We start from the raw sequence: 16,392 nt of genomic DNA, 5'->3' as shown, positions 1-16,392 counted from the left end.
CTCTTTTTATTTACTAGGGCCTTACCTTGTGGCTTTGTGTGGTGACGTCTGCTTAATTAATGGTTAAGCTTAATAGATAAATAACTAAAGGAATAATCGTTTATGAATGTGGAACAGCAGGGTTTTAGTAATCAGGTATTGGAGTCTGCTGAGTTACCGCAACTGCAGCAGATTGGCTTTGAAAAGTTAGATGCTCGCTATATGCCAATGCGTAAAGTGGCCCATGTTCTTTTTTGGGCCGTTGTTGTAGGGCTGATACTTGCTGCTAAGTTTCAACCCTTTTATGAATTGCCACAGCCAGTCCAGAGTAATCTGAATTACGTTATTTTGATTATTGTTGGCATCTTTTTAGTGACCTTGGCCTATATCCATTTTGCCGATAAAAACAAGAAATTCGCCCTACGCCAACAGGACATCAACTATCATTGTGGGCTATTCTTCTACCGCACCATCAGCCAACCCATTTTAAGAATTCAACATGTTGAACTTAAGCAAGGGCCTATCGAGCGCCGCTACAACCTAGCCCGCTTACAGGTATTTAGTGCCGGTGGCGAGTTCCATACCTTCGAAATACCCGGTCTTGATTTAGCAAAAGCAGAACAAATGCGTCAATTCATCCTTGCCCATAAGGATACCCAACTCAATGGCTGATACTAACCAAAATCAAGCTGCCGCGAATTGGCAAAGGGTATCACCGGTAGGCTTAATCTATTTTGTTATTCAAGTGCTGAAAGGCTTTGTCGGCAACGTGATTTACTTGATCCCTATGGTGTATTTACTGTCGGATCTTTATGCCAAAAAGCCGGAGACCGCCCAGTTAATGCTGCTAGGCGCGGCTATTATCATTAGCTTGTTTGCGGGACTTAATTATTATTTTTTCCAATACCGATTAACCAAAGCGCGAGTTGAAATACGCTCTGGGGTGTTCAGCAAAAAACGCATCGACCTGCCCTTTTCTCGTATTCAAAATATCGAAGTCTCTGAACCTTTATATTACCGACCAATCGGTTTCTGCTACCTACAATTTGATACCGCTGGGTCATCAACCCAAGAAGCTAAAATTGTTGCCATTAATCTAGACAAAGCTAAAGCGCTGAAGTCGCAAATATTGGCCCACAATCAAGCCCAAGCAGATACCGCAGAGGCTGCAGATGTAGAAATGGGTACGCCCAATACACCCATCCAAAGCGATGAAAAGCCAATTAACTATAGAAATATTGATGATCTGGTTCTGCACGGACTCACCAGTAACCGGGCCTGGATATTATTAGCTGGCCTATCGCCATTTATTGATGAGTTTACTGAAAAGCTCAGTAGCTGGTTATTACGCTACGGCATTAATGTGGAGCAGTACTTTGCCTTTGAGGGCATGACCTGGTGGCAAATTGGCTTAACCTTGATCACTGTTACCGTCACTACAATTATTATAATGAGCCTTATCTCAGTGATTGGCTCAATCATTGTTTATTATAATTTTGAACTGGCGAAACAGGGTGACCGCTACATCAGGCGTTGCGGTTTATTTACCGTTACCGAAGTAAGTATGCGCTTGTCACGCTTACAAGTTATCGTCCGTCAGCAAGATTGGTTAGATACCTTATTTCGCCGCAGCAACCTTAAATACGAGCAGTCGAATGCCAATGCTAAGGGTAAACATGGCGCAGCATTGACGAACAAAATTCTCGTGCCTTCGGTCACCCACTCAGAAGTCGAGTTTCTCATTAATGATGCCTATCCAGATAATCAACTGTTAACCATCAAGCTTAATAAAATTAGCCCACGTTATTTACTTCGTAATATCGGCGCATTGCTGGTACCGCCGTTTATCGTGATTTCAGCCTTCTTGGGTTACCACAATAATTATGAAGCGATGGCCTACGCCTTTGGTCTATTTGCTCTATTGTCTGGATTAATGGTGATGCGCTATCTGCGCTGGGGCTACGCCATGGATGATAACTTCGTTTATATTCGTAAGGGCTGCTTAGGGGTTGACCATTACTGCTTCCCACGCCATAAGGTGCAGCAAATCAGTGTCAGTCAAAACCCGATTATCGCAAAGCATCAATTGTGCTCACTGCACTTTGTACTCGCTTCTGGCAGTTACACCATTCCCTATATGGATGAGCAACAGGCCTATCAGATGTTAAATTCAACCTTGTACGAAGTTGAATATTATAAGAAAAGTTGGATGTAGCAGCGCTATTGAATAAAACCATGAAGCCACACTAAGTGGCTTCTTTTTTATCTGATGGCTTTCATTAACTCCAGGGCCAGCCGCCAAGGATTAAACCAAATAGAGCAAACTGAGCAGTATGGTAACCGCCATCAATGGCGATTAAGCGCATGGGCCGATTGGCAAATTGATAATTAATGCCGAAGCTACAAAGCACAAAACCAAAGCCAACCTGCAAGCCTAATAGCAGACCATCCACCGCACCTGAGCCGGTGACGATAAAGTTTGAAAATACTATACAGCTTATCAAGCTAAACAGCGCCGCGAAGCCAAATACCTTAGCAGGGTGAGGTTGTTTATCAGCGTCAGTCTCTACCCCAGCATCTTGCTGCCAAGCTTTCATAAACAGCAGAGGTGAATACCATAATCCACCCACCAAAAACGCAGACAATGCTGCTACCACTACCGCAATTAAATTAAATGAGCCATCCATAAGGTTTGTACTCCAAGCGATTGTATTTTATACACTATAGCTATTATTAATCATGAAAGATAGCGGCTAAAGGCCAAATTACTTAACGTCTTTGGCAAGTCGTACAACCACGGCAGGCTTGGCGGGTTTGTTTAGAAAGGCGCCCGCGCTGGATTCGACAATAGGCATTTTTAAGGGCGCGCCGGCCAGCAAACCAATCATCGGGCTTTGCAATTAATACATTGCCAGCAAAGCGCTTAGTTAGCGGTTGTCGATACTCATCAATAAAACTCTGGGCATAGTCTATTTCAAAGTAGTCCAACGCCTGCTCAATGCTGTTGAAGCTGGCAATAATTTCTAATGTGGATTGGGTCATAGGCACTCACGATTCCGTGCCCGCATTGTAATTATTTTAATGTACTTTTTCTTTGATGGAGGTTTGAATTTATGAAGATAAAAAATACGACTTGTGAATATATAATAGCTGTAACACTACAATGCATGGTAACAAAACACCTAAACTGGCCAGCAAAGTATTCTCTACCATTATTGGGATAAAAATTAAGCTTAAGCTACCCAACACTATATAAACCAAAAGCCTGCTTGGGTCAGCAATCATCATCTGAGGATACAAAGATTTTAACAGTAATTGGGAAGCTCCCCACAACCCTAATCCACCGGCAATAGTAGGGAGTATCAATAAAACACTACTTAATTCACCTGAGGCTAATCCCCATAGTCCTAAGGGAATACCTAACACAATTCCTAGGCACAACCACAAAAATGGCAGCCAAAAAGCTAAGCTAAACTGCAAAAGCAAAAATGCTTTGTACAGACTTGATACTTCTACATTAGTGCTACCTTTTTCCATCCTAAGCAAGCACCCCATAAAGCTGATAGCACCAATAAATTGCAATGCCTAGCTGTATCGCAAAAAAGCTAAAGCGTAGGGTTACCGCAATTGCGCTTAGGGAAGATAAGTGAATGATTGATTGAATAACTCGCGCCCCTAAAAACACCAGAGCCAGTGGGTCGGTGACCCAAGTTTTCTGGGTCACTATCGCGATGAGCAATAACCCACCAAAGATAGGCAGCCCTTCCAGGCAGTTAGCGTGTGCTCGGGCTAAGCGCTGCATAAAAGGGGAAAGATTAGAGTTTTCAGGGTTAAAACCGTTGGCTACTACTTCTTTGGTTAACACCAACTTAGAACGGATCCCCTCCATCCACAACAGCAGTAACAAAGTCCAACCAATAAAGCCCAACAAAGCCAACACAGTTGCAGAAGCCATTTACCCTCTCCTTAGAGTTTATCCTTTGTAAAAGTTACCTTGTACAAAACATAAACGCAAGAAAAGGGCTAGGGGCTAGCAACCCTAACCTTCCTGCTGAGCCCAGAGTTCGAAATATTTTCCCTTATTGGCCAGTAACTGTTGGTGGTTACCCTGCTCGATTATCTGCCCCTGCTCCATCACAAAAATATTGTCGCTGTCTTTAATCGTGGAAAGCCGGTGGGCAATGGTAATTGATGTACGCCCACGCTGCAGATCTTGCATGGCGGTTAATATTTGTGATTCAGAATGACTGTCTAATGCTGAGGTGGCTTCATCAAAAATTAAAATGGCGGGATCTTTTAATAACGCCCGGGCAATAGCCACCCGCTGACGCTCACCACCACTTAACTTCATGCCACGCTCACCCACTTGGGTTTCTAATCCTTCTGGCAAGCGTTCTAGCAAAGGCTGTAAATAGGCATGACCGATGGCTTGCTGTAGCTCTTGCTCGGTTGCACTGGGACGACCATATAAAATGTTATCCCTAAGTGTCGCATTAAACAAAGCAATGTCTTGGGGCACTATCGCCATCGACTGACGCAGATGTTCCAAATCAATGGATTTTGAGTTGATGCCAGCAAAGCTAATCTGACCCGTCTGGTTATCATAAAAGCGGAATAACAACTTAGCTAAAGTTGACTTACCTGAACCACTGCTGCCAACAATCGCGACTTTACTTCCACCCCCGATCGTCATAGTTAAGTCAGTAAATAGCGCGGGTTTATTCGGATAATGAAAACCAACACCTTCAAATATGATATCGCTATTAGCCGATATTTTAGGTTTCGCTTCACCGCCATTAATGGTCACTTTGGTCGCTAATACCCCAAACATATGTTCAATATTGGCTAATGCGCCACGTATTTCACGGTACACGAAACCTAAAAAGTTCAGCGGCGCAAACAGCTGCATTAAAAAGGCATTAATTAACACAAAGTCACCAATCGTCATCACCCCGTTAGTGACATCATTGGCTGCCATCAACAGCATCAAACCGGAAGTCGCCGCAATAATAAAACTCTGCCCCACATTTAGGCCAAATAGGGTTAAGCGGTTTTTCGCTTTGGCTTTTTCTAATTTTGCTTGGGCAGCGTCTAAACGCTGTGATTCATAACCCTCATTATTAAAATACTTCACCGTTTCGTAATTCAATAGCGCATCAATGGCGATGCCATTGGACTTAGAGTCTGCCTGGGCTGTTTCCCTAACAAAGCGGGTTCGCAAACTGGTTGCCTTAACCGAATAGCCTCCATATGCAGTGACAGCTGCAAGCACCACCAGTGCATATTGCCAACCATAGTTAATCAATAAAATGCCCGCCATAAACAGGATTTCAATCAGGGTAGGCACTATATTGAACACCATAAAGCGCATTAAAAAGCTCACCCCAGAGGTGCCCCGCTCTATATCCCTAGATAAAGAACCGGTTTTGCGGTTGAGGTGGTAATTCAGTTCCAACTGGTGCAGGTGATTAAACACTTTGAGGCTTAGGCGCCTGACTGCCCGCTCAGTCACCCGGCCAAATAGGGTATCGCGTATTTCCCCAAGCAAGGTATTACTAAATCTAAATAACGCATATGCCACTAACAAGGCCACTGGCACTGCCAGCAGTTGCTCTGTACCGCTTAAACTATCGACCGCATCTTTTAGGAAAAACGGCGCAGTTAAGTTAGCCCCCTTAGCGGCGACTAAACACAACAGCGCAATCGCTACCCGCCATTTAAACTCGAGTAAATAGGGAATAACTTGCTTGACGACCTGAAAACTCACAGGGGTATTGGCGTGATCATTGAAACGGGATGGGCGCAAAATAGCTCACCTTGCATTAAACTGAAAAGATTAGTGTAACTCTACGCCCACAAAAAGATATTGAAAGATTTAACCTTCAATAAACCTTCGACTGATGACTTCTTGCATAATTTCGCTGGTGCCACCATAAATACGCTGCACTCTGGCATCGACAAAATAGCGAGAAATCGGGTACTCCTTCATATAACCATAGCCACCAAATATCTGCAAACAGCCATCAATGACCCTATCAGCCATTTCGGTTGAGGTAAGTTTAGCGACACTGGCATCAACCGTATCTAATTGTTTAGCGAGCAATTTAACCTTATAAGACTCGATAAGCGCGCGATTACTTTGTAGCTGAGCATACATATTGGCCAGTTTAAAACGAACATCCTGAATTTCCGCCAGCTTGGAACCAAAGGCGCTGCGTTCATTGGCGTATTGTAGCGCCAAATCAAACGCCCCTTCTGCGTGAGCCAATGAACAGCAAGCAATCACCAAGCGCTCACGGGGTAACTCTTGCATTAATCCTGCAAAGCCTTGATTAACTTCACCCAATATTTTGTCATTTGAAAGCAATATATCTTCAAAGAAAATTTCAGAGGTATCGCCACAGTGCTGGCCCATTTTATCTAGATTTTGGCCAACGCTAAATCCAGCAGCCTCCCTATCCACCAGCAGTAAACTTGTGCCTTTAGAGCCCTTAGCATTCACATCTGTTTTCGCTGCCACAATATACAATGAAGCATTCTGGCCATTGGTAATGAATATTTTGGAGCCATTAAGTTGCAGATGTTCACCCTGAGGGAGTGCCTTTGATTTAATGCCCTGTAAGTCACTGCCTGCCGCAGGCTCTGTCATGCATACCGCCGCAATACATTCACCCCTTAGCATCTTTGGCAAGTATTGTTGCTTTTGCTGTTCGGTTCCTAGGTTATGCAAATAATGACAGCAGATATCTGCATGTACCATGATATTAATCGCCAGTGCTAAATAGCCCGCTTTGGATATTTCTTCTAGTAGCAGCATATTAAAGCGAAAATCAACACCTAAACCACCATATTGCTGTGGAATATCAGGCGCCAAAAAGCCATTTTCACCCAACTTTACCCACAGTGATTTAGGGATCTTTTTGTTGTGTTCCCAACTTTCATAAAATGGCGCCACTTCCACTTCTAAAAAACTTTGTATGGCTCTTTTAAATAACGCTAAATCTTGTTCCATCTGCTCTGTCATTACAGTTCCTTGGTTTAAGTAGGTTAATTCAATACTAATAGAAGTTACTGACACATACAGAGCAAAGCTCGCTAGCATAGTCGCCATAATTAGCTTAGTAAGCTAATAAAACTTGAATTGTTAACACTATGTGTCAGGATTGAAAGGTTATTCAATAAGGAGATAACCATGAAAGGGCAACAATTAGATAAAATTGATAAACAAATTTTACGTTTGCTACAAAAAAACGCCGAGCTGTCTTCAAATGAAATTGCAGAGCAAGTATGCCTTTCGCCCTCCCCTTGTGCCCGCAGAATTAGAAATCTATATCAATCGGGAGTAATCAAAAATAAAGTCGCCCTGTTAGATCCCCTAGAGCTTGGATTGGCAGTAACCGCCTTTATTCAAGTCACCTTAAAAAGGCAGGCTTCCGAGCAACTACAAAGCTTCGAAGATGTATTAGAAAATATGCCGGAAGTCATGGATTGCTATCTGGTGGCGGGTGAATACGACTACTTGCTTAAAGTGTTAGTGAAGGATCTAAACGCCTATAAAGATTTCCTAGAAAACAAACTCACTCCACTTAATTTTATTGACCATATTAAAACCAGTTTTTCCTTAAAAGTGCTGCGCAGTAAAACTGAACTCCCGTTGGAGCACTTAAACCAACAAAAAAGGAACTATTAGCCCTAGCGGTTACAACATTAACAATGATTAGCTTATACAGCTAATCATTGTGCTTTTTTGCGTCATTTTTGCACGATACGCCCTCAACTCTCCATATAGACTAATGAATAACTAATGGAGAAGTGACAATGAAACGTTCTAAGCCACTGAGTTTACACGTTCCTGAGCCCTCAACACGGCCAGGGGACAAACCAGATTTTAGTCATATTTCGATCTCACAGGCAGGGAATGCCAACAAGCCAAGCATTGATGTTTGTGCCTCCAGCATTCGCCAACTCGCGTTTGATTTGGTACGGGTGTTAGACGATGACGCAAATGCCGTAGGTGACTGGCAGCCTAATTTATCAAAACAGGAATTAACCAAAGGCCTAACTGCCATGGTTAAAACCCGTATTTTCGATGAACGCTTACAGATGGCGCAACGCCAAGGAAAAACCTCTATTTATGTACAATGCCGTGGCGAAGAAGCCATTGCCTGTGCACAAAAACTGGCCCTTAGCAAACACGATATGTTTTTCCCCACCTACCGCCAACAGGGCTTATTAATTGCCGATGATTTTCCTGTGGTGGATATGATTAACCAAATTTATAGTAACTCAAAGGATAAGCTTGGTGGTCGCTCGTTACCCTTTTTCTACTCTGAGAAAGACCATGGTTTTTTTTCTATTTCAGGTAACTTAGGCACTCAATTTTCCCAGGCTGTAGGCTGGGCAATGGCATCAGCCATTAAAGGTGATAATCGCATTGCTTCTGCTTTTATTGGCGATGGCTCTACCGCAGAAAGTGACTTCCATGCGGCCTTAGTATTTGCCTCGGTCTATAAGCCCCCCGTGTTATTAAACGTGGTTAACAACCAATGGGCCATCTCTAGCTATCAAGGCATTGCCGGCGGTGAAGCCGCTAATTTTGCCTGCCGTGGTCATGGGTTTAACATTCCCTCTTTCAGGGTCGATGGCAATGATTATTTAGCCGTGTATGCGGTATCAAAATGGGCCGAACAGCGTGCCCGCAATAACCTAGGTCCAACCCTGATTGAATGGGTGACCTATCGAGCCGCAGCCCATTCCACCTCTGATGACCCTAGCCGTTACCGACCGATTGATGATTATCAGTCATGGCCATTGGGTGATCCTATTGAACGTTTAAAAGCCCATATGATTAAGCTTGGCATTTGGTCTGAACAACAGCATCAACAACTCGAACAACAACTTACCCAAGAAATTAAAGCTGCCGCCAAACAGGCCGAAGCTAACGGCACCTTGAAAAGCGGCCCCCATCCTGCTGCAGAGGAGTTATTCGAACATGTATTTAAAGAGTTGCCCGAGCACATTTTAAAACAAAGGCAACAAATGCAGGAGCAACAGTAATGGCCGAATCGAAATTACAAACCATGAATATGATTGAAGCCATAAAGGACGCCCTAGATATCATGTTGGCAAAGGACGATAACGTTGTAGTATTCGGTGAGGATGTCGGCTATTTTGGGGGCGTATTTAGAGCCACCGATGGCCTACAACAAAAGTATGGCAAGTCTAGAGTATTTGATACCCCGATCAGCGAGCTCGGTATCGTCGGCACTGCCATTGGCATGGGCGCCTATGGACTGCGGCCAGTGCCTGAAATTCAATTTGCCGATTATATCTTGCCCGCCTATGACCAAATTGCCTCGGAGGCGGCAAGGCTAAGGTATCGCTCTTCGGGAGAGTTTAATGCCCCCTTGACGATTCGCACTCCCTGCGGCGGTGGTATTTTTGGTGGCCAAACCCATTCCCAAAGCCCAGAAGCCCTATTTACCCATGTGGCTGGCATTAAAACCGTCATGCCTTCTAACCCCTATGATGCCAAAGGCTTGTTAATTCAAGCCATTGAAGATGACGATCCAGTAATCTTTTTTGAGCCCAAACGTATTTATAATGGCCCCTTTGATGGTTACCACGATAAGCCTGTACAGCCCTGGTCAACCCACCCTAAAAGCCAAGTTCCAGAAGGCTATTACAAAGTCCCCATTGGCAAGGCGGCTGTAGTACAAGAAGGCAGCGATGTTACCGTATTGGCCTATGGCACCATGGTGCATGTTAGCCTAGCGGCAGCAAAGTTAAGCGGTGTAAGCTGTGAAGTGGTCGATCTGCGCACTTTATTACCCTTAGATAGCCAAACCATCGTCGACTCGGTGAAGAAAACCGGCCGCTGTGTCATCGTGCATGAAGCCACTAAAACCAGTGGTTTTGGGGCCGAGCTATTATCAGTCGTGCAAGAAAACTGTTTTTATTACCTAGAAGCGCCAATTGAGCGGGTTTGTGGCTGGGATACCCCTTATCCCCACGCCCAAGAATGGGATTACTTCCCCAGCCCGAAACGTATAGCCAGTGCCATCGTTCGCAGTGTAAAGGAGCTCGATTATGAGTAATCAATACAAACTTACCATGCCGGATATTGGCGAGGGCATTGCGGAAGTTGAAGTACTGGAATGGAATGTAAAAGTAGGCGACCACGTCAATGAAGATGATGCCATTTGCTGCGTCTCAACTGACAAAGCCAATGTCGAGATCCCTAGCCCTGTTGACGGTATCGTGAGCTGGATTGGCTGTGAAGCAGGCACAGTAATGCAAGTCGGTGCTGAGTTAATCCACTTTGCAGTGACTGAAAATGTTGCTGCCCAAGAAAATAATCCACGAACTGAGCCAACACCTGAATTAGTCGCAGAATTAACGACAGCCTCGGCCCTACAAACTAGTGGGTCGTCCCATAGCAATCACATTACCTCTAGTAATAAAGTGATAGCTTCCCCTGCGGTCAGGCGCAGAGCGCATTTACAGGGCATAGATTTAAACCAGATCACAGGCACTGGCCCCAAAGGGAGAATCATTCATGCTGATTTAGATAAGCAAAATAAATTAGTCACCCCTGAACAAGCACTAAACCAGCCAGAAGTGGAAGCCATAAAAGTAACGGGAATACGCAAGCACATTGGCATGCGTATGCAAGATACCGTGTCACGCATTCCCCACTTTAGTTATGTGGAAGCCATTGATGTCACCGAGCTGGAAAAGTTAAGGACGCAATTAAATGCGCAGCGAGACGCTGACCAGCCAAAGTTAACCCTACTGCCATTTATTATTAAAGCCCTAGCCAAAGCGGTGCAGCACTACCCACAAATGAATGCCAATTATGATGATGTAGAGCAGGTATTTTATCAATACAGGCCAGTTCACGTTGGTGTAGCTACCCAAACCGAGCAAGGCTTATTAGTGCCTGTATTACAAAACGCACATCAGCTTTCATTGTGGCAAAGTGCTGAACAAATTAAACAATTAAGTGATAATGCCAAAGCCAAAAAGTTACTCCCTAAGCAACTGAGAGGCTCAACCATTACCATCAGCAGCTTAGGTCCCTACGGCGGCATCGCCACCACCCCCATTATCAACTCACCTGAAGTCTGTATTTTAGGCATTAACAAAATACAAACCCAAGGGGTGTGGCAGCACAATCAATTTGTGCCAAGACAAATGATGAACATATCAGCCTCATTTGACCATCGCATGATTGATGGTTGGGAAGCCACCCAATTTATACATAAAATCAAAGATTTACTTGAACGGCCAGCGATGTTATTTATAGAACAGTAGCACGCTACGCTTTAGCACGGCCTGCGGCCTTTAGGACTATCAACACTGAATACGGATTACAGACTATCAGTGTTCAGTAATCTGTGAGTTGCAAAGCATCCTCCTTTCAAAGACACGGAGTAAATATGTCAGTGACCATTCGTCATAGTGAGCAGCAGGATATTGCTGCGATTAAAGCGATTTATGAGCAACCTCAAAATTACAGTGCAACGTTACAGTTGCCGTTTCCATCGCTCGACAAATGGCAACAAAATCTCGGAACACCTAGCAATAACTTTTACTCATTAGTGGCAGAGCTCAATGGTGAAATAGTCGGACAAATTGGTATTGACCATTTCGCCAATCCAAGACGTCGCCATGTGGCCAATATCGGCATGGCCGTATTAGCTAATCATCAAGGTAAAGGTGTCGGTAGCGCTCTACTTAAAGGCGCTATCGAGCTATGTAATAACTGGTTAGCGGTCAGCCGTATTGAACTTGAGGTCTATACCGACAATACCGCTGCCATTAATCTCTATAAAAAATTCGGCTTTAATACTGAGGGCACAGCGAAAAACTACGCCTTTAGACATGGCGAATATGTGGATGTATTGTTGATGGCTAAGGCATAGCACGCTGCGCTTTAGCACGGCCTCCGGCCTTTAGGACGGGCTTTGCCCTACAGCACGTAAACTACGTTTACTACAGCTAAAGGATTACAGACTATCGGTAATCAAATAAAAACCATGACTCAAGTGAAATTATCTGGGCATATTATTGTGCCCCAACAACAGTTAGCATTAATCAAAGAAGCACTGGTTGAACATACTCAACTCACACTTGCAGAAGTTGGCTGTATCAAGTTTGAAGTAAAGCAGTGTGAATTAGATAACTGCAAATTTTATGTGGATGAACTTTTTACGGATGAAAGTGCCTTTAACTACCATCAACAAAGGGTACAAAACTCTGCTTGGGGAGCTGTAACTAAAGATGTGCAAAGGTTTTATAAGGTCAAGAAGATCTAGCACGCTGCGCTTTAGCACGGCCTTCGGCCTTTAGAACGGGCTTCGCCCTACAGCACGTAAACTGCGTTTACTACAGCTAAAAGCTGTAACGAAGTGTGCAGTAGCCACGAAGTGGCGTCCGGTAGTAGCGAAGCAACGTCCTGTAGCTTCGCGAGCAAAAAGCGAAGCTTTTTAAATATCCAGAATCTGGCTGAGTTCTTTAATAAAGCTATCAATGTCTTGTTTGCTGATGTCTTTGTGCAGTACTAAGCGCATTGGGTTGCCGCTTAACACTTTAATATCGCGTTCAAGCAAAGCTGCGGTAATGATATCTGGGTTAATGCGTGGGCCAAATTCAGCAAATACCATATTGGTTTCAATGTCATCCAAATTACAGCTGACTTCCTCTAGGGTGTTCAGTTGTTCCCCTAAATATTTGGCATTGGCATGATCATCAGCTAAACGCTCAATCATGCTCTCTAATGCGACTTGACCGGCTGCTGCTAAAGAACCCGCTTGGCGCATTCCACCGCCCACCATTTTACGAAGACGACGGGCACGGGCTATAAAGGCAGAATCACCTAATAATAATGAACCCACAGGTGCTGCAAGCCCCTTAGATAAACAAATAGAAACCGAGTCAAAAAACTGGGTAATTTGCTCAGGCTTAACGGCTAAAGCCACCGCCGCATTCATCATACGGGCACCGTCTAGGTGGATTTTAAGGTTATTGTTAAAGGCAAACGCTTGCGCTTTGGCCATGTAATCCATGGATAACACCTTGCCACCTATGGTGTTCTCAATCGACAACAAGCGGGTGCGGGCAAAGTGATAATCGTCGGGCTTAATGTATTTTTTAGCCAGTTCTAAATCGATAGAGCCATCGGCGGCATTGGCAATTGGCTGGGGTTGAACACTGCCTAATACCGCAGCGCCACCTGCCTCATACTTATAGTTATGGGCATCTTGACCACACAGGTATTCATCACCACGGCCACAGTGACCTAGAATTGCCAGCAAATTAGCTTGAGTGCCTGAGCTAGTAAATAAAGCTTCATCAAAACCGAAACGCTCCGCAGCATATTGCTCAAGCTTATTGATACTTGGGTCATCACCAAATACATCATCCCCTACTGGCGCACTATTCATCGCCTCTAGCATTTGTGGCGTTGGCAGGGTAACGGTATCGCTTCGTAAATCAATCATGAAAAACCTTAATTAAATAGATATTTATGGGATAGTTCAGTTAGTTGTGTTTCGTTTTCTAAAATACTATCAAGTAATGCAAACTGATTTCTTGCTCGCACTAAATTATGTTCTGGGTAATTGGCACCAAAATAGGTGTCTCCCCTCAAGTAATCAGCCAAAAAGCGCATCCCAAGTACGAATGGCAATAGCTTTACCCCAAGTAATAAAGAGCTTTTTTCTAAGCCTGTCATCGTCTGTTTTAATGCTTTTGAGTAGCCCTTTAATAAAGCTTCATAAACATCTAAACGAACATGAACATTATCCAAGTTTGCAGAGTCTTCCGCTTCTGGAGAAACCAATGCACGAACCATATCGCCAAAGTCATACATTAAATAGCCTGGCATAACAGTATCTAGATCTATCACACACTTTGCTAAACTAGCATCCTGGCTAAGCAATACATTATTTACCTTGGTATCATTATGGGTAACACGTTTCTGCAGTCCTGCCCGTTCAAACTCCAAAAATTCATCAACTAGGATTTCATAGCCTTTTACTTTAGCAAGTTCAGTTTGGGCCGATTGCTCCCTACTACTGCCCATTTCTGCTTCGTGTAATTGCTGTAAGCGGGAGCTTGGACAATGAAAACTTGGGATCACCTCTTTAAGTTCATCTGCTGCTAAGTCTGATAAAGCCATGGTAAATTCGCCAAAGCCTTCAGCAACCACCTGGGCTTGTTGGTTATTCGCGACTGCCTGTAACGTCAGGCTATCAGGTACAAACTTGATTGCTCGCCACAACCCATGCTCTTCATCCTGCCAATAATTTTGACCATCGGCAGTCAGTAATAAAGACATGACGTCTAAAGAATACAGTCCCTGTTCCTTTTTTAGGGTCAAATGATCGCTGACCTTGCGAAGGTTATCCATTAACAGCTTAGGGCGATTAAATACATAAGTATTTAATCTTTGCAGTACCACTTGCCCTTGGGGTGATTTAACCAACCAAGTCTGATTTATATGGCCTTCACCTAATGGCTGAAAGTCTTGCCCTTTAAGCAACCCAAAAATGTTGATTAGCTTGTCTTTTAAGATAAGGTCCATCTACTTTTATCCCTTGTTATTTTATTTTGGCACCAGTCGTCGCATTAATTCGACCCTGCTCTTTTGCTCGCTCAGCACGTTGCCGACGCATATCCTTAGGATCGGCAATTAACGGGCGATAAATTTCGACACGCTGACCTTCTTGCAACACTTCATGTAGCTTTACCATACGAGAAAATATGCCGATTTTATTCTTTTCTAAATCTATTTCAGGGTAATAGTCCATCACCCCAGAGGCTAAAATTGCGTGCTCTGCAGTGCTGCCCACTGCCACTTGCAACTTAAACACTTTTTGCTCAGTTGGCAGTGGATAAGTCACTTCTACATTTATTTTATCGACCATAAATCACCTTAGCTCGTTCACAAAAAGCGGTCACCATCGAGTTTGCCAGTTCATTAAATATTTTGCCAAATGCCAGCTCAACTAATTTTGAGCTAAATTCAAAATCTAGATTCAGTTCCACTTTACAGGCATTTTCACTAAGGGGAGTAAACTTCCACTCACCCTTTAAATGTTTAAATGGCCCCTCTATTAGGCTCATTTCTATTGATTGATGACTGTTTAACTTATTTTCGGTTTTAAAAGTATGTTTAATGCCAGCTTTAGATACTTCGACACTTGCTAACATCATAGTTTCATTATGTTGATGAACGGTGGTAGCACTGCAGCCAGGCAGGAATTGTGGATAGCTAGCCACATCATTAACTAGGTTATACATTCTTGTAGCGCTTTGTGCGACTAATGCATTACGATTAACTGTTGCCATCTAGGCTTCTCAAATTACTTATTTAAAAACTTTTGAAATATTACCACGACATGAAAAAATAGGGCAGCAAGCAATACCAAAATCTTACAGCTTGGGTATAATGACAAAACTATGGCAAAGAAAAATTCGAAAAAGAAAGGCACAAGTTCCAACCAGATTGCTTATAACAAACGCGCCAAGTTTGAATATAAGATAGAGGAGAACTTTGAAGCCGGCCTCGCCCTGCAAGGGTGGGAAGTAAAAGCGATCCGAGTAGGTAAAGTAAACCTATCGGAATCTTATGTATTTATTCGAGGTGGAGAAGCATGGTTGTTTGGTTGTACTATCAATCCTTTAAATACCGCTTCAACACACGTCGTGGCCGATCCTTTACGGTCGCGAAAATTACTATTAAAGCGCCGCGAAATCGACCGCTTAGAGGGTTTAATTGAGCGCCAAGGTTATACCTTAATTCCAATTTCAATGTATTGGAAAAAGTCATTCGTAAAAATTGATGTTGGCTTAGGTAAGGGTAAACAAGCCCACGATAAACGTGCTGACATCAAAGACAGAGAGTGGCAGGTTGAAAAAGGTCGCCTAATGAAGCACTCAGTACGTTAATGACTTAAAATTCGACATTTACCGAATATTTCTTAGTTAAAGCTTGTTGCTATGTGAATATTTGAGGTAGACTGTGGAAACTCTTTTGGGGGCGATTCTGGATTCGACGAGATTCACGAAACCCTGGGAGCATGCCGAGGGGCGGTTGGCCTCGTAAAAAGCCGCACTGTTATAGTTGCAAACGACGATAACTACGCTCTAGCAGCTTAAGTCTGCTAGCCATCTACCACAGGTCTCGCACATGGGCAGTGGATTTGATGGTCACCCTACATCGTGCTAGCGAGGGAACCTTGTTTGGGGGTGAACCGCGAAACAGTACCAAACTCGCCTGAAGAAATCCTGTCTTTCGGAGTTCTGATGGTTAACCAATAGAAAGACTAAGCATGTAGCGCCTTGGATGTAGGTTTTTCGGACGCGGGTTCGAGCCCCGCCGCCTCCACCAAATAAAAAAGGCCC

19 protein-coding genes and 1 other RNA gene are annotated in these 16,392 nt (G+C 43.8%); 10 read left to right on the top strand and 10 right to left on the bottom strand.

The window, feature by feature from the left end:
* Positions 1-102: 102 nt before the first annotated feature.
* Complete coding sequence (locus GFB48_RS01680) at positions 103-651, top strand: PH domain-containing protein (protein ID WP_163930508.1); 549 nt, start codon at positions 103-105, stop codon at positions 649-651.
* A complete protein-coding gene (locus GFB48_RS01675) occupies positions 644-2,194 on the top strand; it encodes a PH domain-containing protein (RefSeq protein WP_163930506.1) in 1,551 nt (516 codons plus the stop codon). Before GFB48_RS01680 ends, GFB48_RS01675 begins: the two co-directional genes overlap by 8 nt.
* 64 nt (positions 2,195-2,258) lie before the next feature.
* Here GFB48_RS01675 and GFB48_RS01670 read toward each other — a convergent pair whose 3' ends face one another.
* From GFB48_RS01670 to GFB48_RS01645, 6 genes are all read right to left on the bottom strand, one after another.
* A complete protein-coding gene (locus GFB48_RS01670) occupies positions 2,259-2,666 on the bottom strand; it encodes a DUF1761 domain-containing protein (protein ID WP_163930504.1) in 408 nt (135 codons plus the stop codon).
* 82 nt (positions 2,667-2,748) lie between these two features.
* Positions 2,749-3,021 carry a nitrogen fixation protein NifW gene (locus GFB48_RS01665; protein ID WP_163930502.1) on the bottom strand — a complete coding sequence of 91 codons (273 nt, stop codon included), beginning with the start codon at positions 3,019-3,021 and terminating at the stop codon, positions 2,749-2,751.
* 69 nt (positions 3,022-3,090) lie between these two features.
* A complete protein-coding gene (locus GFB48_RS01660; protein WP_163930500.1) occupies positions 3,091-3,516 on the bottom strand; it encodes a hypothetical protein in 426 nt (141 codons plus the stop codon).
* Between the two features lies 1 nt (position 3,517).
* Positions 3,518-3,934, bottom strand: coding sequence for an MAPEG family protein (locus GFB48_RS01655; RefSeq protein WP_163930498.1), 417 nt, complete (start codon positions 3,932-3,934; stop codon positions 3,518-3,520).
* A gap of 84 nt (positions 3,935-4,018) precedes the next feature.
* Positions 4,019-5,785 carry an ABC transporter ATP-binding protein/permease gene (locus GFB48_RS01650; RefSeq protein ID WP_163930496.1) on the bottom strand — a complete coding sequence of 589 codons (1,767 nt, stop codon included), beginning with the start codon at positions 5,783-5,785 and terminating at the stop codon, positions 4,019-4,021.
* Positions 5,786-5,854: 69 nt separating this feature from the next.
* Complete coding sequence (locus GFB48_RS01645) at positions 5,855-7,003, bottom strand: acyl-CoA dehydrogenase family protein (protein WP_163930494.1); 1,149 nt, start codon at positions 7,001-7,003, stop codon at positions 5,855-5,857.
* Between the two features lie 168 nt (positions 7,004-7,171).
* On the opposite strand from GFB48_RS01645, the gene GFB48_RS01640 reads away from it, so the two are divergent.
* From GFB48_RS01640 to GFB48_RS01615, 6 genes are all read left to right on the top strand, one after another.
* Positions 7,172-7,669: an Lrp/AsnC family transcriptional regulator gene (locus tag GFB48_RS01640; RefSeq protein ID WP_163930492.1), complete on the top strand. Its 498-nt coding sequence runs from the start codon at positions 7,172-7,174 to the stop codon at positions 7,667-7,669.
* A 128-nt stretch (positions 7,670-7,797) separates the two neighbouring features.
* Entirely contained in the window at positions 7,798-9,036 is a 1,239-nt protein-coding gene (locus GFB48_RS01635; RefSeq protein WP_163930490.1) for a thiamine pyrophosphate-dependent enzyme, read from the top strand.
* Complete coding sequence (locus GFB48_RS01630) at positions 9,036-10,076, top strand: alpha-ketoacid dehydrogenase subunit beta (RefSeq protein WP_205597659.1); 1,041 nt, start codon at positions 9,036-9,038, stop codon at positions 10,074-10,076. The genes GFB48_RS01635 and GFB48_RS01630 overlap by 1 nt, the downstream gene beginning before the upstream one ends.
* Positions 10,069-11,295, top strand: coding sequence for a dihydrolipoamide acetyltransferase family protein (locus GFB48_RS01625; protein ID WP_163930488.1), 1,227 nt, complete (start codon positions 10,069-10,071; stop codon positions 11,293-11,295). Before GFB48_RS01630 ends, GFB48_RS01625 begins: the two co-directional genes overlap by 8 nt.
* A 125-nt stretch (positions 11,296-11,420) precedes the next feature.
* Positions 11,421-11,906, top strand: a complete 486-nt coding sequence (locus tag GFB48_RS01620; RefSeq protein ID WP_163930486.1) for a GNAT family N-acetyltransferase — start codon at positions 11,421-11,423, stop codon at positions 11,904-11,906.
* Positions 11,907-12,020: 114 nt separating this feature from the next.
* Positions 12,021-12,299: a putative quinol monooxygenase gene (locus GFB48_RS01615; protein ID WP_163930484.1), complete on the top strand. Its 279-nt coding sequence runs from the start codon at positions 12,021-12,023 to the stop codon at positions 12,297-12,299.
* A gap of 171 nt (positions 12,300-12,470) precedes the next feature.
* Here the strand turns inward: GFB48_RS01615 and ltaE are convergent, their stop codons facing one another.
* From ltaE to GFB48_RS01595, 4 genes are read right to left on the bottom strand one after another with little or no spacing between them, the layout of a single operon-like run.
* Positions 12,471-13,484 (bottom strand): low-specificity L-threonine aldolase, encoded by a 1,014-nt coding sequence (gene ltaE / locus GFB48_RS01610; protein WP_163930482.1) that lies wholly within the window; start codon positions 13,482-13,484, stop codon positions 12,471-12,473.
* 8 nt (positions 13,485-13,492) lie between these two features.
* Positions 13,493-14,569, bottom strand: coding sequence for a phosphotransferase enzyme family protein (locus GFB48_RS01605; protein WP_163930480.1), 1,077 nt, complete (start codon positions 14,567-14,569; stop codon positions 13,493-13,495).
* A gap of 16 nt (positions 14,570-14,585) precedes the next feature.
* Positions 14,586-14,912 (bottom strand): RnfH family protein, encoded by a 327-nt coding sequence (locus GFB48_RS01600; RefSeq protein ID WP_163930478.1) that lies wholly within the window; start codon positions 14,910-14,912, stop codon positions 14,586-14,588.
* Positions 14,902-15,336, bottom strand: coding sequence for a type II toxin-antitoxin system RatA family toxin (locus GFB48_RS01595; RefSeq protein WP_163930476.1), 435 nt, complete (start codon positions 15,334-15,336; stop codon positions 14,902-14,904). Before GFB48_RS01595 ends, GFB48_RS01600 begins: the two co-directional genes overlap by 11 nt.
* Positions 15,337-15,447: 111 nt before the next feature.
* Between GFB48_RS01595 and smpB the strand changes: the two genes are divergently transcribed.
* Both smpB and ssrA read left to right on the top strand, forming a co-directional pair.
* The gene (smpB, locus tag GFB48_RS01590) at positions 15,448-15,936 is read left to right on the top strand and encodes an SsrA-binding protein SmpB (protein ID WP_163930474.1); all 489 of its coding nucleotides are present in this window, start codon (positions 15,448-15,450) and stop codon (positions 15,934-15,936) included.
* Positions 15,937-16,023: 87 nt separating this feature from the next.
* Positions 16,024-16,378: a transfer-messenger RNA gene (gene ssrA, locus GFB48_RS01585) on the top strand.
* Positions 16,379-16,392 lie beyond the last annotated feature (14 nt).

Source organism: Paraferrimonas sp. SM1919 (assembly GCF_010993985.1).
Taxonomy (GTDB): domain Bacteria; phylum Pseudomonadota; class Gammaproteobacteria; order Enterobacterales; family Shewanellaceae; genus SM1919.
Note: the sequence above shows the minus strand (reverse complement) of the source record. Positions and strands in the feature narration are given on the sequence as shown.

What these genes read in the sequence shown, in the direction of transcription:
- GFB48_RS01680 (WP_163930508.1), top strand. Translation starts at nt 103, where the DNA reads ATGAATGTGGAACAGCAGGGTTTTAGTAATCAGGTATTGGAGTCTGCT.
- GFB48_RS01675 (WP_163930506.1), top strand. Translation starts at nt 644, where the DNA reads ATGGCTGATACTAACCAAAATCAAGCTGCCGCGAATTGGCAAAGGGTA.
- GFB48_RS01670 (WP_163930504.1), bottom strand. Translation starts at nt 2,666, where the DNA reads ATGGATGGCTCATTTAATTTAATTGCGGTAGTGGTAGCAGCATTGTCT.
- GFB48_RS01665 (WP_163930502.1), bottom strand. Translation starts at nt 3,021, where the DNA reads ATGACCCAATCCACATTAGAAATTATTGCCAGCTTCAACAGCATTGAG.
- GFB48_RS01660 (WP_163930500.1), bottom strand. Translation starts at nt 3,516, where the DNA reads ATGGAAAAAGGTAGCACTAATGTAGAAGTATCAAGTCTGTACAAAGCA.
- GFB48_RS01655 (WP_163930498.1), bottom strand. Translation starts at nt 3,934, where the DNA reads ATGGCTTCTGCAACTGTGTTGGCTTTGTTGGGCTTTATTGGTTGGACT.
- GFB48_RS01645 (WP_163930494.1), bottom strand. Translation starts at nt 7,003, where the DNA reads ATGACAGAGCAGATGGAACAAGATTTAGCGTTATTTAAAAGAGCCATA.
- GFB48_RS01640 (WP_163930492.1), top strand. Translation starts at nt 7,172, where the DNA reads ATGAAAGGGCAACAATTAGATAAAATTGATAAACAAATTTTACGTTTG.
- GFB48_RS01635 (WP_163930490.1), top strand. Translation starts at nt 7,798, where the DNA reads ATGAAACGTTCTAAGCCACTGAGTTTACACGTTCCTGAGCCCTCAACA.
- GFB48_RS01630 (WP_205597659.1), top strand. Translation starts at nt 9,036, where the DNA reads ATGGCCGAATCGAAATTACAAACCATGAATATGATTGAAGCCATAAAG.
- GFB48_RS01625 (WP_163930488.1), top strand. Translation starts at nt 10,069, where the DNA reads ATGAGTAATCAATACAAACTTACCATGCCGGATATTGGCGAGGGCATT.
- GFB48_RS01620 (WP_163930486.1), top strand. Translation starts at nt 11,421, where the DNA reads ATGTCAGTGACCATTCGTCATAGTGAGCAGCAGGATATTGCTGCGATT.
- GFB48_RS01615 (WP_163930484.1), top strand. Translation starts at nt 12,021, where the DNA reads ATGACTCAAGTGAAATTATCTGGGCATATTATTGTGCCCCAACAACAG.
- ltaE (WP_163930482.1), bottom strand. Translation starts at nt 13,484, where the DNA reads ATGATTGATTTACGAAGCGATACCGTTACCCTGCCAACGCCACAAATG.
- GFB48_RS01605 (WP_163930480.1), bottom strand. Translation starts at nt 14,569, where the DNA reads ATGGACCTTATCTTAAAAGACAAGCTAATCAACATTTTTGGGTTGCTT.
- GFB48_RS01600 (WP_163930478.1), bottom strand. Translation starts at nt 14,912, where the DNA reads ATGGTCGATAAAATAAATGTAGAAGTGACTTATCCACTGCCAACTGAG.
- GFB48_RS01595 (WP_163930476.1), bottom strand. Translation starts at nt 15,336, where the DNA reads ATGGCAACAGTTAATCGTAATGCATTAGTCGCACAAAGCGCTACAAGA.
- smpB (WP_163930474.1), top strand. Translation starts at nt 15,448, where the DNA reads ATGGCAAAGAAAAATTCGAAAAAGAAAGGCACAAGTTCCAACCAGATT.